This is a genomic window from Asticcacaulis sp. P4_H10 (assembly GCF_056400965.1).
On the sequence record NZ_JBFUKH010000002.1, the window covers coordinates 114,450 to 136,114 of the forward strand.

Annotated in this window: 21 protein-coding genes; 2 read left to right on the plus strand and 19 right to left on the minus strand. The window is 60.0% G+C overall.

The annotated features are described in order from the left end of the window. Positions 1 to 7: 7 nt before the first annotated feature. The 10 genes from lnt to AC1DON_RS04625 form a co-directional block, all read right to left on the minus strand. A complete protein-coding gene (gene lnt, locus AC1DON_RS04580; protein ID WP_476933571.1) occupies positions 8 to 1,807 on the minus strand; it encodes an apolipoprotein N-acyltransferase in 1,800 nt (599 codons plus the stop codon). Next, on the minus strand, positions 1,725 to 2,606 hold the full coding sequence (locus AC1DON_RS04585; protein WP_476933572.1) for a hemolysin family protein: 882 nt from the start codon (positions 2,604 to 2,606) through the stop codon (positions 1,725 to 1,727). Before AC1DON_RS04585 ends, lnt begins: the two co-directional genes overlap by 83 nt. Further along, positions 2,599 to 3,087: an rRNA maturation RNase YbeY gene (gene ybeY, locus AC1DON_RS04590; protein ID WP_476933573.1), complete on the minus strand. Its 489-nt coding sequence runs from the start codon at positions 3,085 to 3,087 to the stop codon at positions 2,599 to 2,601. The genes AC1DON_RS04585 and ybeY overlap by 8 nt, the downstream gene beginning before the upstream one ends. Beyond that, positions 3,087 to 4,073, minus strand: a complete 987-nt coding sequence (locus AC1DON_RS04595; RefSeq protein ID WP_476933574.1) for a PhoH family protein — start codon at positions 4,071 to 4,073, stop codon at positions 3,087 to 3,089. The genes ybeY and AC1DON_RS04595 overlap by 1 nt, the downstream gene beginning before the upstream one ends. Then, on the minus strand, positions 4,073 to 5,425 hold the full coding sequence (gene miaB, locus AC1DON_RS04600) for a tRNA (N6-isopentenyl adenosine(37)-C2)-methylthiotransferase MiaB (RefSeq protein ID WP_476933575.1): 1,353 nt from the start codon (positions 5,423 to 5,425) through the stop codon (positions 4,073 to 4,075). The genes AC1DON_RS04595 and miaB overlap by 1 nt, the downstream gene beginning before the upstream one ends. 175 nt (positions 5,426 to 5,600) lie before the next feature. Next, positions 5,601 to 6,014, minus strand: coding sequence for a Fur family transcriptional regulator (locus AC1DON_RS04605; protein ID WP_476933576.1), 414 nt, complete (start codon positions 6,012 to 6,014; stop codon positions 5,601 to 5,603). 49 nt (positions 6,015 to 6,063) lie between these two features. Further along, positions 6,064 to 6,504 carry a ribosomal protein S18-alanine N-acetyltransferase gene (gene rimI / locus AC1DON_RS04610; protein ID WP_476933577.1) on the minus strand — a complete coding sequence of 147 codons (441 nt, stop codon included), beginning with the start codon at positions 6,502 to 6,504 and terminating at the stop codon, positions 6,064 to 6,066. Beyond that, positions 6,501 to 7,118: a tRNA (adenosine(37)-N6)-threonylcarbamoyltransferase complex dimerization subunit type 1 TsaB gene (gene tsaB / locus AC1DON_RS04615; RefSeq protein ID WP_476933924.1), complete on the minus strand. Its 618-nt coding sequence runs from the start codon at positions 7,116 to 7,118 to the stop codon at positions 6,501 to 6,503. Before tsaB ends, rimI begins: the two co-directional genes overlap by 4 nt. Continuing rightward, positions 7,115 to 7,681 (minus strand): NifU family protein, encoded by a 567-nt coding sequence (locus tag AC1DON_RS04620; RefSeq protein ID WP_476933578.1) that lies wholly within the window; start codon positions 7,679 to 7,681, stop codon positions 7,115 to 7,117. The genes tsaB and AC1DON_RS04620 overlap by 4 nt, the downstream gene beginning before the upstream one ends. Positions 7,682 to 7,742: 61 nt before the next feature. After that, complete coding sequence (locus AC1DON_RS04625; RefSeq protein ID WP_476933579.1) at positions 7,743 to 12,593, minus strand: NAD-glutamate dehydrogenase; 4,851 nt, start codon at positions 12,591 to 12,593, stop codon at positions 7,743 to 7,745. A 201-nt stretch (positions 12,594 to 12,794) separates the two neighbouring features. On the opposite strand from AC1DON_RS04625, the gene AC1DON_RS04630 reads away from it, so the two are divergent. Beyond that, complete coding sequence (locus AC1DON_RS04630; RefSeq protein WP_476933580.1) at positions 12,795 to 13,205, plus strand: MAPEG family protein; 411 nt, start codon at positions 12,795 to 12,797, stop codon at positions 13,203 to 13,205. Between the two features lie 78 nt (positions 13,206 to 13,283). Here the strand turns inward: AC1DON_RS04630 and aqpZ are convergent, their stop codons facing one another. From aqpZ to AC1DON_RS04645, 3 genes are all read right to left on the minus strand, one after another. Further along, a complete protein-coding gene (gene aqpZ / locus AC1DON_RS04635) occupies positions 13,284 to 14,009 on the minus strand; it encodes an aquaporin Z (RefSeq protein WP_476933581.1) in 726 nt (241 codons plus the stop codon). Between the two features lie 149 nt (positions 14,010 to 14,158). Then, complete coding sequence (locus AC1DON_RS04640) at positions 14,159 to 15,316, minus strand: MltA domain-containing protein (protein WP_476933582.1); 1,158 nt, start codon at positions 15,314 to 15,316, stop codon at positions 14,159 to 14,161. Positions 15,317 to 15,336: 20 nt separating this feature from the next. After that, positions 15,337 to 15,957, minus strand: a complete 621-nt coding sequence (locus AC1DON_RS04645) for a Tim44/TimA family putative adaptor protein (protein WP_476933583.1) — start codon at positions 15,955 to 15,957, stop codon at positions 15,337 to 15,339. A 217-nt stretch (positions 15,958 to 16,174) separates the two neighbouring features. Here AC1DON_RS04645 and secB point away from each other — a divergent pair, with 217 nt between their 5' ends. After that, positions 16,175 to 16,660: a protein-export chaperone SecB gene (gene secB / locus AC1DON_RS04650; protein WP_476933584.1), complete on the plus strand. Its 486-nt coding sequence runs from the start codon at positions 16,175 to 16,177 to the stop codon at positions 16,658 to 16,660. A gap of 104 nt (positions 16,661 to 16,764) precedes the next feature. On the opposite strand, the gene AC1DON_RS04655 is transcribed toward secB, so the two are convergent. The 6 genes from AC1DON_RS04655 to AC1DON_RS04680 all read right to left on the minus strand — a co-directional run bounded on the left by AC1DON_RS04655 (position 16,765) and on the right by AC1DON_RS04680 (position 21,357). Then, positions 16,765 to 17,418, minus strand: a complete 654-nt coding sequence (locus tag AC1DON_RS04655) for a CPBP family intramembrane glutamic endopeptidase (protein WP_476933585.1) — start codon at positions 17,416 to 17,418, stop codon at positions 16,765 to 16,767. An 89-nt stretch (positions 17,419 to 17,507) separates the two neighbouring features. After that, positions 17,508 to 18,197, minus strand: a complete 690-nt coding sequence (dnaQ, locus tag AC1DON_RS04660) for a DNA polymerase III subunit epsilon (RefSeq protein WP_476933586.1) — start codon at positions 18,195 to 18,197, stop codon at positions 17,508 to 17,510. A 31-nt stretch (positions 18,198 to 18,228) separates the two neighbouring features. Next, positions 18,229 to 18,831, minus strand: a complete 603-nt coding sequence (coaE, locus tag AC1DON_RS04665) for a dephospho-CoA kinase (protein WP_476933587.1) — start codon at positions 18,829 to 18,831, stop codon at positions 18,229 to 18,231. Then, complete coding sequence (locus tag AC1DON_RS04670; protein ID WP_476933588.1) at positions 18,828 to 19,727, minus strand: shikimate dehydrogenase family protein; 900 nt, start codon at positions 19,725 to 19,727, stop codon at positions 18,828 to 18,830. Before AC1DON_RS04670 ends, coaE begins: the two co-directional genes overlap by 4 nt. Further along, positions 19,724 to 20,314, minus strand: a complete 591-nt coding sequence (locus AC1DON_RS04675) for a Maf family protein (protein WP_476933589.1) — start codon at positions 20,312 to 20,314, stop codon at positions 19,724 to 19,726. The genes AC1DON_RS04670 and AC1DON_RS04675 overlap by 4 nt, the downstream gene beginning before the upstream one ends. Before the next feature lie 173 nt (positions 20,315 to 20,487). Then, positions 20,488 to 21,357 carry a pyruvate, water dikinase regulatory protein gene (locus tag AC1DON_RS04680; protein ID WP_476933590.1) on the minus strand — a complete coding sequence of 290 codons (870 nt, stop codon included), beginning with the start codon at positions 21,355 to 21,357 and terminating at the stop codon, positions 20,488 to 20,490. Positions 21,358 to 21,665: the final 308 nt, after the last annotated feature.

The window sequence follows — 21,665 nt, forward strand, 5'->3', positions numbered from 1 at the left end:
CTCGCCTTTACCGACCAAAAAGCCCCCTGCTTCGGTCTTTTTTGGCCATGGATACAGAAGTAACAACTAGTGGGAAAAGATACAACAAAATTAAAATCACGAAACGCAAGGTTGAATATGGTGTTTGCTGTACTCTGTGGGGAATAATCGAGTCCATATATCCTCGCTCGCCTGTTGCGAGTTTATTTCCGTTAACTACCCTGCCAAGCGGATCAACCAGGACGGATATTCCCGTTGGAGTTGACCTTATCATTGGAAGGCCTTCTTCTATTGCGCGATAACTCGCCAGGTTAAGGTGTTGTCGCGGACCCGTCGTCGGACCAAACCACGCGTCGTTCGATATGTTCACAATCCAGTGCGGCCGCTGCACATCCGCCGCGCCAGCATAGGAGGTCATATCCAGACTGGGAAATATGCCTTCATAGCAGATGAGCGGCAGGAAACGCGGTATTGAACCGAACTGTACCGGTCTTGTACGCTCGCCGGGCGTAAAACTGTCGTCGAAATGCGTAAGTGCGCTGAAACCAAGTGCATTCAGTACCGGAGCGACAGGCGTGAACTCTCCGAACGGCACCAACTTATACTTGTTGTATACGCCGTCCACAACTAATTGGTGTCTGGATTGATGCATGACCAGCATGGAGTTGCGCCACAACCCGCGGTCGTCCGGCTGCACCTCCTGGCGCGTTACGCCCATGATCAGCGCTTGATTTTCGCGCAGCATGGTCGACAGCACAGGCGCGGTCCAAGAGTCCGAGGCAAACAGGTCGTTGGCGGTAGATGGCAACGCACCTTCCGGCCAGATAACGATGTCGGGGACGCGCCCTGTCGGCGCCGAGGGGGCAAGCTGAGTAGACTGCCGCGCGGCGGTCCATTTGACCACGCCGCCGCCGGGTCTGGACGGCGCCTTGGTCATTTCGACATAGTCAGTAAAAATTGTGTCGAAAGCGCCGCGTGTCCATTTCGCACGCTGACCGACGGCAGGCTGTACCACCCGCACCATCAGATCGGACGGTTGAACGACGGTCGTCATGAGACGAACTTCACCGGCGACAAAGCACGTCAACCAAAGACCGGCGCCAAGCACGACCGGCCACCAACCCCTGATGCCTTTTCCCACCTGTACAACCGCCACGGCGGAGAAGATCAGCACGGTGATAAAGCTCAGGCCGTAGACGCCGACATAGGCCGCCATCTGAGACATGGCGCCGCCGGCTTCCCAGGTCGCGCCGGCGGGATTCCATGGAAACCCGGACAGGATCGTGCCGCGCAGAACTTCGAACAGGCAGAAGAGACCGGTGAACAACAGGTAACGGTACGCGCCTTCGGGGCGCAGCCAGCGGTACAGGAGCGCAAAGGCGCCCCAGAACAGTCCTATGCCGGATGGCAGGAGCGTGGCGGCAAACGGTGCCATCCAGCCATAGGTGGCGGCATCGACGAGAAACGCCTCCGCGACCCAGAAACAGCTGACGAGGAAATAGCAGAACCCCGCCAGCCAGCCGGCGAAAAAGACATCGCGGCGCGGCTTGACACCGAAATCCTGCTCGAGGGCGAACAACAGGAGCGCGTAGCCCAGCAGGCCGGGCAGGAAGCCGAACGGCGGCTGGGCCAGGGCGATCAGAATACCTGAAACGGCTGCCAGGATACGCGGTCGTTGGCGCAGGCGGCCGATTTCGCCCACGAGACGGGCGGTAACGGGACGGTCAAGCCAGGCGCGCGCGCGTTCAATCATCCGCAGGCTGAAGATCTTCGGTCGCGGCCATGCGTTTGTGCAGGCGCAGCTTCTTGATGCGGCGCGCATCGGCATCGACGACTTCGATATCGTAGCCGGCCGCAGGGTAGGGAATGACCTCGCCACGTTGTGGGACGCGCCCCGCCAGCATAGTCACGAGGCCGGCCAATGTGTCGACCTCCTCTTCCGAGTCCGCCGGTACCAGATTGAGGCCCAGCCGGTCCTCGAGCGCGCTCAGCTCGACGCGGCCGTCGGCTTCGATCTGACCGCCCGGCAAGTTGCGGATATCCTCTTCCGCCGCCTCATCGTATTCGTCGTCGATGTCGCCGACCACAGCTTCCACCAGGTCTTCCATCGTCACCAGCCCATCGGTACCGCCGAATTCGTCGATCACCAGCGCCATGTGCGTGCGTTGCGCCTTCATGCGCAACAGCAGCTCGGCGGCGGTCATCGACGACGGCACATACAGGACTTCGCGGCGCAGGCGATGCAGCACGGGTTCAGCCCAGTTCGGCGCCGCCCGGCCGGGTTCCGGTGCCAGCAGTTTCAGCACGTCCTTGATGTGCAGGACGCCGACCGGGTCATCGAGTGTCTCGCGATAAATCGGCAGGCGCGAATGTTCGCTTTCGACGCACAGACTGACAACATCGGCCAGCGTCGCGGACAGGTCGACCGAGATGATGTCGACGCGCGGCGTCATGACATCGGCGACCGTCAGGGTCTGGAATTCGCGGGCATGCGTGATCAGGTCGCTGGTCGCCGCCGTGTCTTCGACGACGGCGCCAGAGGCATCCAGACGCTCCGTTGGCTTCTTGCCGAAGCCGAAAAAGGACAACAGGTTGAACCCCTCAGGCCTTCGATCGCTATCAGCCATGGGCGTGATCCTGGGCGTAAGGGTCGGGTAAGCCCAACCCTGCCAGAATATCGCGTTCCAGCGCTTCCATGGTTTCGGCCTCGGCGTCGTCGATATGATCGTGACCAAGCAGATGCAGCGCGCCGTGAACCGCGAGATGCATGACATGGTTTTTCAACGGCTTGTTCTGTTCTTTGGCTTCGCGCACGCAGGTTTCATAGCCCAGCGCCATGTCGCCCAGGTGTTCGAGCACGCCCTTGACGCGCATCGACTTGGGCGCCGGAAAGCTCAGGACATTGGTCGCCTTGTCCTTGTTGCGGTATTCGGCGTTGAGCTGCTTCATTTCGCCGTCGTCGCACAATAGGACGACGATATCGGCCTGTTCGGTGAACTTCGCGGCTTTCAGCGCAGCGGCAATGCCGGTTTCAACGATCTCACTCACGTCCGGCAGGGTGTCCAGCCAGCGTTCGTCCTCGATCTCGATATCTATAAGCGGCTCCATTAGCCGGCAGCTCCGAAAGCGTTCTTGTGTTCGTTATCATAGGCGCGAACGATGCGCGCGACCAGTTCGTGACGAACGATATCATCTGCCGTCAGTTCTGCAACGCCAACGCCTTTCAGCGTGCCCAGCAAACCCATGGCATGGGTCAGGCCGGAATCATTGCGGTTCGGCAGGTCTACCTGCGACGGATCACCGGTGACGACCATCTTCGAGCCTTCGCCGAGGCGGGTCAGGATCATCTTCATCTGCATGCGCGTCGTGTTCTGCGCCTCGTCGATGATGACATAGGCGTAGGACAGGGTGCGGCCGCGCATATAGGCCAGCGGCGCAACCTCGATCTCCTTGGTCTCGCGCTTCTTGGCCAGGGTCTGGGCGCCCAGAATGTCATCGAGCGCGCCCCAGATCGGCGTCAGGTACGGATCGATCTTCTCGTTCAGGTCACCCGGCAGGAAGCCCAGGCGCTCGCCGGCTTCGACGGCCGGGCGGGTGATGATCAGCTTGTCGACGCGGCCTTTCAGCAGCAGCGCCACGCCATGGGCCACCGCCAGGAAGGTCTTGCCCGAGCCTGCAGGTCCCAATGCAAACACCAGATCCTTTTCGGACAGCTCTTTCAGATAAGCCGACTGACCGGCAGTCTTGGCCGCGATGGCGCCACGGCGGCCCATGACGACCGTGCCGCGTGAATCGTTCTGCGGCGACGACTGGTTGGGCTCGCCTTCGCCGGCCAGCGGCTGTTCGATCAGCTGGCGGACATCGACTTCGGTGATGTCGACGCCCTGGTCGTACAGTTCCGCCAGGGCAACGATGACCGACTTCGCCTTCAGGCGCGCGCGCGGATCGCCGGACACGATGAGACCACCGCCGGGCATTTCGACCAGGACCTTGAACGCCCCTTCGATCATTGCGAGGTAGCGCTCGGTGGGGCCGACAATAGCCAGGACGCAGGCGTCGGACAGAGCGATGAAATCTTCTTTGTTTATGGCCATCAAGCGATCGCGGGCGAAATCAGCGCGCCCTGAAGAGAGTTATTGCCATTTGCGACGATCTTGACCGGCACGATCTGGCCCATGAGGTGATCTGCGTCTTCGACATAGACCGATTGCAGATATGGGGAGCGACCAATCGCTTGACGACCGAAGCGGCCTTTTTTTTCGAACAGGACGTCCAGGGTCTGGCCGACCAGCTTTTCCTTGAAGGCCTGCTGCTGTTCTATGATCAGCGCGTTAAGGCGTTGCAGGCGCTCATCCCCGACGTGGGCCTCGACCTGGTTCGGCATGGAGGCCGCCGGCGTGCCGGGACGCGGTGAATACTTAAACGAAAACGCCGAAGCGTGTCCGACCTGACGGACGATGTCGAGTGTATCTTCGAAATCCTTGTCCGTCTCGCCCGGGAAGCCGACGATAAAGTCACCCGACAGCGCCAGGTCCGGACGGACGGCCTTGATGCGGGCGATCAGGTCGATATAGGCCTGACGGCCGTGCTTGCGGTTCATGGCGCGCAGAATCTTGTCCGAGCCCGATTGGACCGGCAGGTGCAGATAGGGCATCAGGGCGGGCAGGTCGCGGTGGGCGTTGATCAGGTCGTCGCCCATATCGTTGGGGTGCGAGGTCGTATAGCGCAGGCGATCCAAGCCGCGGATTTCGGCCAGGGCGTACATCAGCTTGGCCAGGGTCGAGCCCGAGCCGTTATAGGCATTGACGTTCTGGCCCAGCAGGGTGATTTCGCGCACGCCTTTGGCCGCGAGTGCCTTGGCTTCGTCGAGGATGGATTCGACCGGACGCGACCATTCGGCGCCGCGCGTATAGGGCACGACGCAGAATGTGCAGAACTTGTCGCAGCCTTCCTGAACGGTAAGAAACGCGGTCGGGCCGGTGACTTCACGCTCAGCCGTCAGGGCGTCGAACTTGGCTTCGGGGGCGAAATCAGCGGCCAGGCGTTCGCCCTTGGTGCGGTGGGTGCGGGCGATCAGTTCGGGTAGTTGGTGGTAGGCTTGCGGCCCGATAACCAGATCAACCGCTGGCGCGCGGTTCATGATTTCCTTGCCTTCGGCCTGGGCAACGCAGCCGGCGATGGCGATGGTCATGCGGCCTTCGCCACGCGCTTCTTTTTCTTCGCGCAACTCTTTCAGGCGGCCGATTTCGGAATAGACCTTTTCCGAAGCCTTTTCGCGGATGTGACAGGTGTTTAGCAGGACCAGGTCAGCGCCGTCCGGCGTGTCGGAAACCTCATAGCCTAACGGGCGCAGGATATCGGTCATGCGCTCGCTGTCGTAGACGTTCATCTGACAGCCGTAGGTCTTGATGTGGAGTTTCTTGGACGGACGGACGTGTTGGTTCATCGGGGCGTTATGACGGCAGATCGGGAAAAAAGCAATAAGACGCAGGGGTCGCGGACCCCTGCACCCCGAAACTTATTCGAGAAGATACTTTAAAGCCGGGCCTTTTGGGGCCCGGCTTTAAAGTATCTTATAGGACAACTTCTGAGGTGCAGGAGGCTGTCCCTCCTGCGTCTTATTATTTCTCGTCCCCAATCGGCACGGCATAAAGCTCCAGCTTATGCCCGACCAGCTTGTAACCCAGCTTCTCCGCCAGGGACTCTTTCATCTTCTCGATTTCGGCATCGAAGAACTCGATCACCTCACCCGTCTTGATATTGATCAGGTGGTCATGGTGGTCATTGCCGGCTTCTTCGTAGCGCGAACGGCCATCGCCAAAGTCATGACGTTCCACGACACCGGCTTCCTCGAACAAACGCACCGTCCGATAGACGGTCGCCAGCGAGATGTGCGGATCGACGGCATGAGCGCGATTATACAGCTCCTCGACATCCGGATGGTCCTCGGCATTCGACAGGACGCGCGCGACTACGCGGCGCTGATCTGTCATACGCATGCCTTTTTCAATGCACTGTTTTTCAATCCGGTCCATAGCTGAGACCTCCGTATCCCTGCGAAGCACCTCACATGTAAGGCCCGCGTTAAATCAGCGCAAGCCTTAGTATATGCCCGTCGACCGGTGGACCGATCTTGCGGCTGTAATAGGCCTTGCGCAGGCCCGTCCGCTCAAAGCCGCAGCCGCTATAGAGCGCCAGAGCCGGAGCATTGTCGACGGCGACTTCCAGGAAAAGCGCTTCCTGCCCCTCGGTGCGCAGTTCGGTAATCACGCCCTCCAGCAGACGACGGCCGCACCCCCTGCCCTGCGCGTCCGGATCGGTGGCAAGTGTCAGGATTTCCCCCTCACCGACCACCACCGACAAAACGATAAAGCTCACGACCCGGCCATTGTCTTCCAGAATGTAGAGGCGATGATGCGGCTTTACTGCGAGATCGGCAAAGACACCGGCGCTCCACGGATGATCGAAACAGCGGGCATGAATGTCCGCGATCTCCGCCGGCGGCTGGTCGATCCGGCGGATCATGCCTGCAGCGAAATAATGCCGCGCGTCGATGCGATGGCGTCCGCTCCGCGCATATAAAGCGGCGTCAGGTCGTCGTGACCGCCGGCCACCGTCAGTGCGACCAGAGCTTCGAGCACCGGATAGGCCTGTGTGAAAACCTCACCGTCCAGCAGATGCGCACCTGGTCCGGTCAGGATACCGCTGACGATCTCGCCAGCCTGAACAGCGCGCGGCTCACCCTGCCCTGTGGCGGAAAATTCCTGGATATAGATCTGTCCGCGGCCGCCGTCGATCACCGCCACGCGGTCCTTACCCAGCAAATCGGGATGATGACCCATAGCTTCCAGGGTACCAATCCCCTGAAGCGGCAGGTTCAACCCCACCGCCAATCCCTTGGCGAAGGACAGGCCGACTCGCAGTCCGGTAAACGAACCAGGTCCAAGCGTCACGCCAATATGGGTCAGTTCACGCGGACGCACACCAGCATCATCAAAGGCGCGCGCCGCCATGGGGCCAAGCGCTTCCTGATGGCCGCGCTGCATCGGTTCGGATACGGAAAACAGTGCGGCGCCGTCACGGAAAAGCCCGACTGAGCAGGCATTTAGCGACGTATCGATAACAAAGGTCAGGCTCAGAGGACGGCCTCGATCTGCTTCACTTCGGGCACATAGTGCTTCATCAGGCTTTCAACGCCCTGACGCAGAGTTGCAGACGACGACGGACAACCGGCACAAGCGCCGCGCATATGCAGGTACAGCGTGCCGCTTTCCATGTCGAAGCTGTCGAATTCAATGTCGCCGCCGTCCTGCGCCACGGCCGGCCGGACGCGGGTATCAAGCAGATCCTTGATCTCAGCGACGATCTGGCCCAACTCGCCTTCGTAGACGATTTCGGTCTTGGTTTCGGTTTCGGTCAGGATCGGCTGACCCGAGGCATAGAAGTCCATGATCGCGGCCAGGATCGGCGGCTTCAGTTCTGCCCAGATCTTCGAGGATTCCGGGTCGCGGCGAACCGTCAGGAAGTCGCTGCCGAAAAACAGCGCCGATACGCCGTCGATGCCGAACAAAGCCTGGGCGAGCGGCGACACTGCGCCCTCGTCCTTTGAGGCAAACTGTTTCGTACCCGTTTCCAGCACGATCTTGCCGGGCAGGAACTTGATGACGTCAGGATTGGGCGTGGCTTCGGTCTGGATAAACATGGGCTGTAAATGGGCGCAGATGCTCAAATTGGCAAGGGGTTTGTAACGCCCCTTGCGCAAGTCACAGCTTTACGACCCATTCCCTGAGCAAGGCATTGACGATGGTCAGCTTGGCAAAGCTCCAGCCGCCCGTCGTCATATCCTGCATCATCTGACGCAGCGGCTCGACCAAGGCGCCATTTTCCGCCTCCCAGCTTTCGGCAATGGCGCGCGGACTTTCGTCGCTCTTCATGCGCGCCATCATGGCATTGACCACCGCCTTCTGCTCGGCGCGGACGTCTTCGATCAGGCGGCGTGTCGCCATGCGGTCCCACGGATCGGCGCTGGACATCTGGCCCGCCGCTTCCGCCAGCTTCTCGAAGCCGAAACGTTCGCCGGTCAGGAACCACAGCTCGGCCGTCTTGGTCAGGTCCTTCCTGTGATCCGTCGCCAGTTCGATGATTTCGGGCGCCCGGCGCATAAAGGCCAAACGCGCAATCCGGCGCGCCAGTTCCTCAGGCGCGCCCAGACCGGTCAGGGCCGTCACGCGGGCTTCGATATTGCCGCGTGTCGTATCGTTGAGCATCGCCGGATCAAGACCCGTCAGTGCCTGAACACCTTCGCCATAGGGTGCGATCATCGTCTTGAGGTCGTGTGGCACCTGCGCAAAGCGACGTGCCGTCCAGTAGGTCTGCCGGCGCAGGAAGCGCGCCAGTTCCTGATAAAGCGCAGTCTGGGCCGCGGCCGGGGCATGATTATCGAGCGCATCGATTGCACGCCACAGGCCGCTGACGTCATAGAGCCGGCGCGTCGCTTCAAAAGCCAGGACCAGCGCACCCGTATCGACGCCGGCCCCGCGCGTCACGCGCTCGGCAAAGCTTGGACCCGCCATGTTGACGATGCGGTTGGCCAGCACGGTAGAGACGATTTCGCGATAGAGACGGTGTTTGCGGATGGCGTCTCGCTGGCCATGCAGCGCTTCCGGGAAGTAGTCGATGGCGATGTCGAACAGGCCGTCGTCATCGGGCGCGGTGCTAGCGACGATATCGTCGAACAGGACGATCTTGCCGTAGGCGGTCGTAACAGCCAGTTCCGGACGATAAAGCCCCTTGCCTTCGATCTTCCGCGCTTCCATGGCTGCGTTGGACGGCAGGCCTTCGACCTTGCGGTTCAGCTTGCCGGCTTTTTCGAGCGACGTCATGAAGGCCTGGATAGCGGGATTGTCTTCCCGCGCCGTGGCTTCCTGAAGCGACAAGGCCAGGGTCTGGTCGTAGTTGTGACGCAGGACGTGTTGCGCCACATCGTTGGTCATCTCAGACAGCAGTTTATCGCGGGCTTCCAAAGTCATCTGGCCCGAGGCCACCAACTGCCCCACCAGAATCTTGATATTGACCTCGTGGTCGGAACAATCGACGCCGGCGGAATTGTCGATGGCATCGGTGTTCAGGCGGATGCCGCGTTCGGCACAGGCAATGCGTCCGGCCTGGGTCATGCCGAGATTGGCGCCTTCGCCGATAACGGCGGCGCGGATCTCGGTACTGTCGACGCGGACGGCATCATTGGCCTTGTCACCGACATCGAGATGCGATTGCGCCGGGGCTTTGACGTAGGTGCCGATCCCGCCGAAATAGAGCAGATCGACGCGCATGCGCAGGATGGCCTGCATCAGGTCGAACGGCGACACCTCATTGGCGTCTATGTCCAGCAGGGTCTTGATTTCCGGCGACAGCGGGATCGACTTCTGGCTGCGCGGGAAAACACCGCCGCCCTTGGAAATCAGTTCCTTGTTGTAATCCTGCCAGCTCGAGCGCGGCAGGGCGAACATGCGCTCGCGTTCCTTATGCGAAACGGCCGGGTCGGGATTAGGGTCGATAAAGATGTCGCGGTGGTCGAAGGCCGCCACCAGCAGGGTCTTGTCCGACAGCAGCAGGCCATTGCCGAAAACATCGCCCGACATGTCGCCGACGCCGGCACAGGTGAACAGTTGCGACTGGATATCCTTGCCGGCCTCACGGAAGTGGCGCTTGACCGCTTCCCAGGCGCCGCGTGCGGTAATGCCCATGGCCTTATGGTCGTAGCCGACCGAACCGCCCGAGGCGAAAGCGTCACCCAGCCAGAAGCCGTAGTCGGCCGAGACGCTGTTGGCGATGTCGGAGAAGGTCGCCGTGCCCTTGTCGGCGGCGACGACCAGATAGGGGTCCGGCGCATCCCAGCAGACAACGTCCTTCGGCGGAACGGTCTTGCCCGCGGCATCGATATTGTCGGTCAGATCCAGAAGGCCGCTGAGGAAGACCTTATAGGCCTTGATCGCCTCTTCGCGGATGGCGTCAGGCGTCCCGCCCTTGGGCAGGCGCTTCGGGAAGAAGCCGCCCTTGGAGCCGACCGGGACGATGACCGCGTTCTTGACCTGCTGTGCCTTGACCAGGCCCAGGACTTCGGTTCGGAAATCGTCCTTGCGGTCGGACCAGCGCAGGCCTCCGCGCGCAACCGGGCCAAAGCGGCAGTGGACGCCTTCGACGCGCGGCGACCAGACGAAGATTTCGCGATAGGGCTTGGGCTCGGGCAGGTCGGCCAGTTCGCGGCTGGCGATCTTGAACGAGATGTAGCGCTTGTCCTGGAAATAGTTGGTGCGCTGGATGGATCGCACCAAGGCGGAGAGACGGCGCAGGACGCGGTCGTGGTCGAGGCTGATGACCTTTTGCAGCAGTTGCTCGATTTGCGTGACCGCCTCGGCGACCTTGGGTTCGCGGTCAGCGACAGCATCACCCGGCGCGAACTTCAGCGTAAACAGATCGATCAGCGCCGAGGTCACAGCTGGATTGTCGCGCAGAGCCTGCTGCTGGACATCGGCGGCGGGATCGAGGCCGGATTGTGTGCGATAGCGGCTGAGCGCGCGGACCAGGGCGACTTCACGCCACGAATGACCACTGAGCGCCAAGGCGTTGAAGCCGTCGTTTTCTGTCCGGCCCCGCGACAGGGCCAGCAGGGTCTGTTCGAAATCGTCGCGGAAGGCGGCAAAACCGGCATGGCTTTCCGGCAGCTCGATGATGAATTCGTGGACCCAGAGGCTGCCGACATCCATCGAGCGGACATTGTAGCCGTATTCCTCAAGCGTCTTGCAGCCCATATTGTCGAGGACCGGCAGGATGTCCGACAAGGGAATGGCGCGGTCGCCGCGCGTATACAGCTTGAAACAGAAAACGCCTTCGGAATCTTCGAGACGCTGATAAGCCCTTACATCAACGGGATTGCCGTCGCTGAGGCGGCTCAGGTGGCCGATATCGCGCACAGCTTCGGAAATCTCATAGCGATCGCGATAACCGGCCGGGATGGCCTGCGCCCAAACCATCCAATCGGTGGCTTCGTCGATCGCCGGCAGGGTGGCCATAAAGCCATCGTCGTGGACCAGGGCGTCGAGCTTCTGCGGCCATGAGCGGACGATGTTTTCGATATCGGCTTCGACGTCGCTGATGTCCGGGTCAAAATGGTCGCCCGGCGTCACACCGATAATATAGTGGACGCACGACAGAAGCGATTCCGAGATATACGGGTAGGACGCCGAAACGCGGCCACAATAGGCGCGGGCCAGGATCTCGCCAGCTTGCTTCTGCATCTGCGACTGATAGAGTTCACGCGGCACATAGAGCAGGACCGAGATAAAGCGGTCGAAGGTGTCGTTGCGCGTAAACAAACGCACGCGCGGCCGGTCGGACAGATGCAGGATGCCACGCGCAATGCGCAGCAGATCGGCCTCCGCCATCTGAAACAGCTCATCGCGCGGATAGGTCTCGATGATGTTCTTGAGCCGCTTTTCGTTGTGGCCGCCGTGGAGACCGATCGTCTTGGCCTGTTCCAGCACGCGCTCGGCTTTGCGACGGATCAACGGCACCTCAAAGACCGGGCGGTCATAGGCTTCGGCAGTGAACAGGCCGACAAAGCGGACCTCGCCGGAGGGCTTGCCGTCTGGGCCGTAACGCTTGATGCCGATATAGTCCATATAGACGCGGCGGTGGACGCGCGACTTGATATTGGCCTTGGCGACCGTCACCGGCTCGGACAACACAAGCTGGTCGAGGACCTGCTGGGTCAGAACGGCCGGTTCGCTGGAGCGGCGCAGGACGCCGCGCCTGGCATCGCGCAGGATACCGAAACCTTCCTGAAGCTGGTTCAGCGGTTCTTCACGGGCATAGGCGCCATCGCCGCTGCGCGGATACTGATAGCCGCGCGCCCCGATAAAGACGAAGCGGTTCTCATCGATCCATTTCAGAAAGGCGATGTCTTCTTCCAGCAGGGCCGGATCTATCTGCACGGCCGTATTGCCACGCAACGATTCCAGATCGGCAATCTCTTCGGCCAGTAGGCGCTGCATACGCGGGAAATCGAGCACGGCCAGTTTGAGATCGTTTAGGCTCTCGTCGAGGCCGGCCAGAACGGCGGCGTGCTTTTCCGGATTGAGGCGCTCGATAAAGACCAGCATCAGCGATTCCGCCATCTGACCGTCTCGGTCCTGACGCACACCTGACGCATCACGCCCGACCTTGACGACCGGGTGGAACATGGAACGGACCGATACACCCTGTTCGATGAGCTCGCCCATGACGGTTTCGACAATGAAGGGCTGGTCGGCCTGGACAATTTCGACGACGTCGTAGGCCGTCGCTTCGCCCTTGGCGCCGGTGAATGGCCGGATGCGGCGCAGCGTCTGGTTCACATTGCCGCGCTCGGCCGCGTAGGCCCAGAAGCCGGCGATCGCCTGGTTGAGGTCGGCCGTCGACAGGTCGGGCAGTTCATCGAGTTCCAGGTCCTCCAGGATCTGGTTGAGATAGGCTGTCTCGAAACTCGCCAGGCTCTTGCCATCCTTGTGTACCGCGGCGGCAAATGCGGAAATCAGTGCCTCGCGCTCGGCGCCGGCAATGTGCGAGATGTCATCCATGTGACTGCCCTATTGGTTTGCTGGGTAATGGTCACGTTATGCCAGACCCGTGCCCTGTTTGATGTCACTCTCGCGTTATTTGTTTAACAAATGCTAAGATCGTTTGCGCAGCCATTAAGTTACCGACGTTACGAGTCTTGCCGGATAAAATCGACCGCGGCGAGACTCTATTTTAAACTTTTTGAGGCAGGATAAGGTCTTATGATCGAACCTGTACTCGCCCTCATTGTCTGGTCCATGGTGATGCTGGTCTGGCTTTACGCCCGCCGGCTGCCGTCACTGTTGCGCTATGCCGTCACCGAAGAGCGGCTGGAGACTGGTGAGGCCGTGCGCCGCTTGCCCGCCAGTGTGCAGTGGCCTGCTGACAACTATAACAACCTTATGGAACAGCCGACCCTGTTCTATGCACTCTGTATCGCGATCTACGCCACGGGCAAGACTAGCTTCGACGTCGAATATCTGGCGTGGCTCTATGTTGCCCTGCGTATCCTGCATTCGCTGGTTCAGGCGACGGTCAACATCACCGTCATCCGCTTCGGCCTGTTCATCGCCAGTTCTGGCGTACTGTGTCTGCTGAGCCTGGCCGCGATGCGGCTGGTATTCGATTTCTAAAGCATTGCCGGGTGGCTGAGGGCCATAGGGTCTCTTGGCTGTACGACCAAGCTATCGCCCTTAACTACCCGACCTTTTTTATTCAGCCGGTGGCGAGCCGGTAATCTGGCCGACCGGTTCCGCGCTGAGCCAGCGATAGCTGACCCCGCCGACAATGCCGCCGGCAATAGGTGCGATCCAGAAAAGCCACAGTTGCTGCAGAGCCCATCCGCCGGCAAACAACGCTACGCCCGTGCTGCGCGCCGGGTTTACCGACGTGTTCGTGGCATCGATGCTGATGAGGTGAATGAGCGTCAGGCCAAGCCCGATGGCCAGCGGCGCAAAGCCTGCGGGCGCCTTGCCGTGCGTTGCGCCCATGATGATGAACAGAAAAACGGCCGTAAGCACGAATTCAACCACCAGGCAGGCAAGCAGTGAATAGTGTCCCGGGGAGTGTTCGCCATAACCGTTCGACGCAAAGCCTGCTGTGACATCAAAGCCGGCCTTACCCGTTGCGATGACATAGAGGACGGCGCCCCCAATCAGGCCGCCGATGACCTGGGCAATAACATACGGGATGATCTCCTTGGCCGGAAAGCGACCGCCGGCTGCCAGACCCACGGTAACGGCCGGATTAAGGTGGCAGCCTGAGATATGACCAATGGCATAGGCCATGGTGACGACTGTGAGGCCAAAGGCAAGCGAAACACCGAGATATCCGATCCCAACGTCCGGCAAACCTGCGGCGATGACCGCGCTTCCGCACCCTCCAAAGGTCAGCCAAAACGTGCCGATCGCCTCTGCCGAATATTTCTTGATGTTCATAGCCAACCTCTCAAAGATGTCGCCGTTAACCACGGACGATCAATCTTATAGCGCGTGAAGATTGAAAAGCGCAATATTGCGCCTCAGGGTCGGCTGTACGCGCAATCCGGTTGCGACAAGGATAATGGGAACGCCGTGGTCGCGCACGCCTATGGCGTAAACGGCACGATGCGATACATGCGCAGCACGTGCTTGATGCGGCCAGCTTCTGTCCCGGCGCGCTTACCTGCACCGACATAGAGATCGGCGCGGACCCTGCCCTTGATCGCCCCACCCGTATCAAGCGCGGCGACGACTCGCTGATAGATCGGGAAGGCCCCCGTCAGGGTGCCGGCATTGGCATCGATCCAGTACAGATCGCCCATGGCGTGGTGCGCCGGGTCGACCGCAATGGCTGAGCCCGGCGGCAACGGAATCCCAGCGGCGCCATTCGGTTCGGTCTGAGTGGGATTTATGACGAAGAAGGCGTAGCGCGGATTGGCATTCATCACGTCCTGCGCTTCCGGTCCGCGATGGGCGGCCAGCCAGGCGTGGATATTGTCACCCGAGGTTTCGTTCTTGGCCAGCAGGCCGCGTTCGACCATGATCTTGGCGATGCCGACGAAGGGCCGGCCATTGTCAGCGGCATAGGCAGCATAGACGCGCTTGCCGTCCGGCATGTCGAGAAAGCCCGAGCCCTGGAGCTGCATGAAGAAATAGTCTTCCGGCCGCATGTAGTAGTTTGTCGTCACCGGCATCTGTTCGATTTCAGCGCGGCTGTAATAGGCGACATAGGTGTCATCCACCTTGCGCGCCGCGATCTTCGTGGCGGTCTGCGCCGGGGTGAGTTGTGAACCCGTAACAGTCTCCAGGTCCGCCGGACGCGGGCGTACGGGCTGCGAGAATTCTTCCGTTGCCGTGTAACTGGCTGGATAGTCCGGCACGAAATAACCTGTGAGGGTCCCCTGCCCGTCCAGCGGTTCGACCTTCATATTGTGGTCGAGGAAGGTCTTGATCTCTTCGGGCGAATTGAAGTCGCGGCCAGCAATCGCCTGGCAAAGGTTGGCGTACTGGCGGCCCTTCTTGTAGGTGCAGGTGCTGCGCAGGGCTTCGAGCGCGATAAAGGCATCGCTTGTTTCCCAGCCGGCCAGCTCCGACAGGCGCTGTCCGACAGGAACCGGATTCGGTCCTGTTGACGGTTGCACCGGCGGCTGGGTCGGCGGTGTGACGGGAGGCGTTATGACCGGCGGCGGCGTGCGTTCGGCACAGGCGGCCACGAACAAAGTCATGGCCAGGACGGCCAGAGTTTTGAATTTCAAGCCGCCCAAGATCGTCTCCCCCGCTTTTATTATGCTTTTGCCGCTTCGACGCGCGCCAGCAGCCACGGATTGGCCGGCGACTTAAGGCCCTTCTGGAAGGTCCAGTATTCAGCGGTACGGCGATAGGTCTTTTCCGGCTTGGCGTCAGCGTCCGTCGCTTCGGCTTCATAGAGCAGCTCGGACAGGAAGCGGACGCGGATTTGGGCGATGTCGTCCTTGAAATCGATGACGTCGATATCGGCCTTGGGCGTTTCGACGAAGCTCAGGCGAGTCGTTACAGCTGCACCTTCGCGCGCTTCAACCGCCTTGGCGAAACTGCCGTAGACCGTCTCGGTGAGGCGGTCTTTTACCGTATCCAGTTCGCCGCGATGAAAGGCCAGTACAACCTGTTCATAGGTTTCGCGCGCCTTTTCAACGAAGTTGATTTCGTTGAAATTGACGTCCCGGGATTTCAGCACATCAAGGTTCGGAAACTTCGGCGGTTCAGCCGGGCGTTCCAGTTGAAGCTTGCCGTCGACATCGTCACCGGTCTTGGCCAGCACCTTGTCTTCGACGCGAAAGCCGACTTTCCGGCCCAGCACGCTATACAGCTGTACCAGGATGATGACGGCCACGATGGCGAAGATAACAAGGACGACAATATTATTCACAGCACGAATCTCTGATTTTGTTCGGAAAACGCTTACAAGGGGCACGGCTGTCGCAGGCATATATGGATTGCCCGCGAACCTCAACTATATAGGATAAGTTTCGCTCAATGGAACTGTTCGTTTCATTGCGTAAATTTTTCTTATCTGGTACGGGCCTTTCCCACATCAATACGTGGCATGGCGAATGACCGCGTGACCACCCGGAGTTATTTCATCTATGTCCGACCTGCCCGAGGCCCTGCCTGAACAACCGCCCGCGCCGAACATGACCGTTCTGGCCCAGTTCATCCGCGATTTTTCGTTCGAGAATCCGCGCGCGCCGCAGTCGCTGCGCATGGAATCGCGTCCGGAAGTGGATCTCGGCGTCGAAATGAGCGCCAAGGGCCGCAATGACGGTCTGTTCGAAGTCGACCTGAAGCTGTCGGTCAAGGCTTCGACCCCGGACGGCGCCATGTTCGCCATCGAGTTGGTCTATGGTGGCCTGTTCCAGCTGGGTAATATCCCCGAGCAGATGGTCGAGCCGACCCTGCTGGTCGAATGCCCGCGCTATCTTTTCCCGTTCGCGCGCCGCATCATTGCCGACGTCTCGGCCGACGGTGGTTTCACACCGCCCTTCTTCCTCGATCCGATCGATTTCGGCGCCCTGTATGTGCAACAGCGCAACAATGTGTTGGCACAGCAGCAGACCGCAGGTCAGGCGTAAAAAAACGAATGGGGTTTGGGGCCTGAGGCCCCAAGACTTCTATCCAATAAAAAAGCCCTGCCTGAAGGCGGGGCTTTCTTTATTGGAAATAAGGTTTTGTGGGGTCACGGACCCCACGCCCCACTCGTTTTCTTCCACCCGATCAGCACCGGCATCACCACCAGCGACCACAGATCGATGCCCGCATGGATCGCCACGGCCAGCCAGATATTGCCGCTGTAGAGATAAACGAAACCCAGGACCGCTCCGACAATCGTCGTCATCACGATCCCGGATACACCCTGATAGATATGGCCGAGGCCAAAGATCAGCACCGCCAGCCAAAAAGCCTGTCCGCCATCGCCCACCAGCGGCAGCAATAACAATGGTAAGGCCAGGCGGAAAAACAGCTCTTCGGACAGGCCAGCGTTCAGAGACACCAGAAATCCCCAGCCGCGCTCCCTGCCCGTCTGCGGCAACAAAGCCCCCAAGGCGCCGTTCGGCATCTCCGCTCCGGATTCAACGATGCGCTTCATCTGCCAGCCGCCCATCAGCGACGCCAGGCAGATGACAAAGACCCACAGTGCAATCACGCCATAGATAAATTCCGGCCGCACGCCCGACAGTACCGAGCGCACGACTTCGGCGCCGAACACTTCGGGCACAGTCACCAGTGCATCGGTCCGCCTGAGCAGGATCAATGTCACCACCGCCCCACCGGAAAACAGGATCAGCGACCGTACAAGGCCCGAACGATAAAACGCTACCCGGTCGATCACCTGGTCGGCTTGCAACGCCTTGAATCGTCCGATGCTGAGCCACGCATTGATCGCGAAAGCTGCCAGCAGCAGGACTAGGAGGGCGATGTTTATTTCCAGAGGGTTTTCTCTTTGAGATACTTCTGCACGAAAGCCGTATGCGCGGCTGCCTCACATGCAGTGATGCGCGACGCCAGCGGACGCGGGCGTGGGCCATAGGATGTAAACGCCGCGATATTGATCGCATTGGTGCTGGCCGAGGCCATTTCGAGGTCGAGGCCCCGCTCCTTCCCGCCCAGCAATTCCAGATAGACACTGGCCAGCAAGCGGGCGTCGATAAGGGCGCCGTGGAGGTCGCGTTCGGCCAATGAGATGTTGAAGCGCTTACACAAGGCGTCCAGCGAATTGTGCATGCCCGGAAACTTGACGCGTGCCAGGGCCAGCGTATCGATCCACTGATCATCCGGCGGGCAGACCCGCGCCATGCGCTCGAGTTCCATATTCACGAAGCCACGGTCAAACGCTGCGTTGTGAGCGATAATCTTGCGATCGCCGATGAACTCCATCATCTCTTCGCAGATCTGGGCGAACTTTGGCTTGCCCCTCACCTTTTCATTGGTGATGCCGTGGACACGGATGGCGTCCGGCTCGATTTCGCGTTCCGGGTCGATATATTGGTGATAGGTCCGCCCGGTCGGCAGAAGGTCTTCGATCTCGATGCAGCCGATTTCGATCAGGCGATGTCCCTTGCGCGGATCAATGCCTGTGGTTTCAGTATCGAGAACGATTTCAGTAGCCATGGACGTTTATGTATTTGATCCGGAGTCCAGATCAAGAGGCATTCGTTTGTGAAACGAAGCGGTGCACAAGCGCGCGCACCTCTGCACGACAGGCATCCAGACTCTGCGACGTGTCGATAATGAAATGCGCGCGTTGGCGTTTTTCGGCGTCCGGTATCTGCCTGCTGAGGATCGCGGCGAACTTTTCCTCGGTCATGCCCGGCCGCGCCATGACGCGCTGGCGCTGTATATCTGCCGGCGCCGACACCACCAGGACGTAGTCAAGATGGCTTTCCGCCCCGGTTTCAAAGAGGAGAGGGATATCGGAGACGACCAGATCCGCGCCGTGTCTTTCCTGTGCGTCCAGAAAAGTCTTGCGGTCATCGACGGTCAGCGGGTGAACAATGGCATTCAACCGATCGAAACCGTTCTCCGCCGTCTTCAGCGCGGCCGAAAGCTTGACGCGATCTACGACTGTGTCGCTCAGGATGTCGCCAAACGCTTCGGTAAGCTGGGATTTCAGGGCCGGGGAGGTTGCGTAGAGCCGATGGACGGCCTCATCGGCATCCCACACAGGCACGCCTTCATCGCGAAACATCTGCGCGATGGTCGACTTACCCATGCCGATGGAGCCGGTGAGGCCCAGTCTGATCATTTTTCACCCAGATATTCGAGCGCCAGGCCGCGAATGTCGAATGCGCCGTCAGGAAGCTGGCCATAGAAGGCTTCGAAGCTCGGCCGCGCCTGTTCGATCAGCATGCCCAGGCCATCGACCGTTTTCAGACCACGCTCTTCGGCGGCCTTGAGCCAGTTGGTCTTCAGCGGCCGGTAGGTCATGTCCATGATCGTCGCATTGTCGTCCAGCGCATCGAACAAGGGCAGGGGGCCGCCCGACGCGGCATTGATGACGGCCACGGCGCCGGTGAAGGCACGATCGACGTCGGTCAGTTCAAAGGCGGTGACTTTCTGGCGGAAGGAGATCGTCTTTTCCTTACCTGTCAGGTGAATGTGCGCCTGGTCGGTGTGGAAGGCGAAGACCAGTTCTTCTGCACGGGCCAGGGTCCTGTTGACGATGCGCACTTCGGGGCTGCCGGCTTCCAGCATGGCGGCAACGGCTGCGCGTGAAGCCCCGCCGGCGCCCATAATGACGACAGGACCGGATTTCAGATCACAATCTGGCGCCTGAAGTTCGAAAGCACGGATCAGACCGTAGCCATCGGTGCTTTGGGCGTGGACATAGCCTTCATCGTCGAAGGTCAGGACATTGGCCGAACCGCAATGGCGTGCGCTTTCGGCGACTGTGTCGGCGAGGGCCAAGGCCTGGGCCTTGAAGGGGGCGGTGATGTTCAGGCCCTTGATGCCATTTGTGCGGCACGACAGGATCAGGCGTTCGAAAGCGTGTTCGTCCTTGGGTCCGAAAGCGGCATAGACGCCGTTCATCTTCATGGTGCGCAGCCAGGCATTGTGCAGAAACGGGCTCATTGAGTGGTGAACCGGCTGGCCGACGATGGCGGCGACCTTGGCCGCGCCTGTGGGGAGGGTATCGATCATGGGTTCAGCACCTTCAGTTGGCGGAGTTTGCCCAACAGGGGCAGGAGAGGGAGGCCGAGTACGGTGAAATAGTCGCCGCGGATGCTGTCGAACAGTTGCACGCCCAGGCCTTCGAGCATGTAGTTGCCGACAGTCGACAGCAGCTTTTCGCCGGCTTCTTCGAGGTAGCGGTCGATAAAGGCATCGGTGAGGGGGCGGACCGTCATTTCGGCGGTTTCGACGCCGGACCAGATCAGCTGGCCGTTTTCGCACAGGGCCATGCCGGCGTGAAGATAATGGGTCTTGCCACTCATGCGCTTAAGGAGGTCGCGGGCGGCATCCATGTCGGGTGACTTGCTGATCAGGTCGTTGTCGAGTTGCAGGACCTGATCTCCTCCCAAAACCATTCCGGGGTTGGCAAGTGCGATCTGCTGGGCCTTGGCTTCGGCCAGGCGCATCGCGATGGCCTTGGGCGTAAAGCCACGCAGCAGGCATTCGTCCTTGATCTGGTCTTCGTCGACCGTCGAAGGGATTTTGATGAAGGGGATGCCGGCATTGCTGAGGAGCATGGCGCGGGAGGCGGAGCCGGAGGCAAGGATCAAGGTCATTTAGATTATGCAGGGGTCCCAAAGAACGAAGCTTGGCCCCTGCACCCCATAACGCGACAGTGTTGAGTTGGATCAATAATAAAAGCCGGGCCCTTTTAGCCCGGCTTTTATTATTGAAGCAATTCATCACTTAAGACTTTTGGGGTGCAGCCCCCCCCGCCCCTGCGTCTGATCTAAATACCGCCCAGGCGCCCGGTCCGCTTCTCATTCAACAGGCTGATAATATTCGCCGCGGTTTCTTCCACAGACCGCCGCGTCACATCGATTACCGGCCATTCCTTGCGCTCGAAAAACCGCCGGGCGGCGATGATTTCCTGCCGCACGGCTTCCTGGTCGGTGTAGGTCGAGGGCCGGTCGTCATTATTCAGCGTCAGTAAGCGGTTGCGGCGGATCTGGATCAGCCGCTCGGGCGAGGCAATCAGGCCAACGATCAGCGGATCGTTGAGATTTTCGAATTCTTCCGACGGGTCGCGGCCAGGCACGAGCGGGACGTTCGCCGCCTTGATGCCACGGTGCGCCAGATAGATGCAGGTCGGGGTCTTCGAAGTCCGCGACACACCGACCAGCACGACATCGGCCTGGCGCAGCTTATCGGCCATAGCGCCATCATCGTGAGCAATGGCGTAGTTCAGCGCTTCGATGCGTTCGAAATACTCGTTATCGAGATTGTGCTGGGCGCCGACGCGCTTCGACACCGAAGCGCCGAGATGTCGCGAGAAGGCGACGACCAGGGGGTCCAGCACACCGATGGCCGGAATATCGAGCTCACGGCAGCGCATTTCCAGGGTTGTCCGCAACTCGGCGTCGACGATTGTGTGCAGGACAATGCCTGGAAAACTTTCGATTTCCAGCATGGCGCGGTCGAGCTGCTTTTCGGAGCGGATCAACACATAGATATGTTCGATCGGCAGGATGCCTTCGAAACGCGCGGCTGCGGCTTTGGCCAAAGCGTTCAACGTTTCACCGGTCGAGTCCGATATCAGGTGAACGTGGAAATAGGTGCCGATACGGCCGGCGGTCAGGGTGTTGGCGGTTTCGGACATGAGGAGCCTTTGTACCGGGGTGCGGGGTCTCGACCCCACGAACCTGCTTTTATCTTTCCCTGCCTTTCACCCGCAAGGGGTGAAAGCAGGAAAGATTGATGAAGCCTTGGGGCCCAAGAAGCGTTTCTGGCCTCAAACCCCGTTCAAAAAGAATCCTGTGCATCGAATCCGTGGACAATCCCGTACAGTTTAGGTGCAACTGTCAGGAGAATTTCAAGAACGCTGTTCCCCTGTGATTAGAGGTGGAAAACAGTCACATTTATCCCAAATCCGCCCAAATGGTTAATGATGTATGAATGTGTGACGGT

Bases quoted from the DNA above. Each gene is read 5' to 3' on its own strand.
- secB (WP_476933584.1), top strand. From the start codon at position 16,175: ATGTCCGACCTGCCCGAGGCCCTGCCTGAACAACCGCCCGCGCCGAAC.
- dnaQ (WP_476933586.1), bottom strand. From the start codon at position 18,197: ATGGCTACTGAAATCGTTCTCGATACTGAAACCACAGGCATTGATCCG.
- AC1DON_RS04670 (WP_476933588.1), bottom strand. From the start codon at position 19,727: ATGATCGATACCCTCCCCACAGGCGCGGCCAAGGTCGCCGCCATCGTC.
- AC1DON_RS04675 (WP_476933589.1), bottom strand. From the start codon at position 20,314: ATGACCTTGATCCTTGCCTCCGGCTCCGCCTCCCGCGCCATGCTCCTC.
- aqpZ (WP_476933581.1), bottom strand. From the start codon at position 14,009: ATGAACATCAAGAAATATTCGGCAGAGGCGATCGGCACGTTTTGGCTG.
- AC1DON_RS04620 (WP_476933578.1), bottom strand. From the start codon at position 7,681: ATGTTTATCCAGACCGAAGCCACGCCCAATCCTGACGTCATCAAGTTC.
- ybeY (WP_476933573.1), bottom strand. From the start codon at position 3,087: ATGGAGCCGCTTATAGATATCGAGATCGAGGACGAACGCTGGCTGGAC.
- coaE (WP_476933587.1), bottom strand. From the start codon at position 18,831: ATGATCAGACTGGGCCTCACCGGCTCCATCGGCATGGGTAAGTCGACC.
- AC1DON_RS04625 (WP_476933579.1), bottom strand. From the start codon at position 12,593: ATGGATGACATCTCGCACATTGCCGGCGCCGAGCGCGAGGCACTGATT.
- lnt (WP_476933571.1), bottom strand. From the start codon at position 1,807: ATGCCGATGCGCGCCGCATCAAGAAGCTGCGCCTGCACAAACGCATGG.
- AC1DON_RS04680 (WP_476933590.1), bottom strand. From the start codon at position 21,357: ATGTCCGAAACCGCCAACACCCTGACCGCCGGCCGTATCGGCACCTAT.
- AC1DON_RS04605 (WP_476933576.1), bottom strand. From the start codon at position 6,014: ATGGACCGGATTGAAAAACAGTGCATTGAAAAAGGCATGCGTATGACA.
- AC1DON_RS04595 (WP_476933574.1), bottom strand. From the start codon at position 4,073: ATGGCCATAAACAAAGAAGATTTCATCGCTCTGTCCGACGCCTGCGTC.
- AC1DON_RS04585 (WP_476933572.1), bottom strand. From the start codon at position 2,606: ATGGCTGATAGCGATCGAAGGCCTGAGGGGTTCAACCTGTTGTCCTTT.
- rimI (WP_476933577.1), bottom strand. From the start codon at position 6,504: ATGATCCGCCGGATCGACCAGCCGCCGGCGGAGATCGCGGACATTCAT.
- miaB (WP_476933575.1), bottom strand. From the start codon at position 5,425: ATGAACCAACACGTCCGTCCGTCCAAGAAACTCCACATCAAGACCTAC.
- AC1DON_RS04630 (WP_476933580.1), top strand. From the start codon at position 12,795: ATGATCGAACCTGTACTCGCCCTCATTGTCTGGTCCATGGTGATGCTG.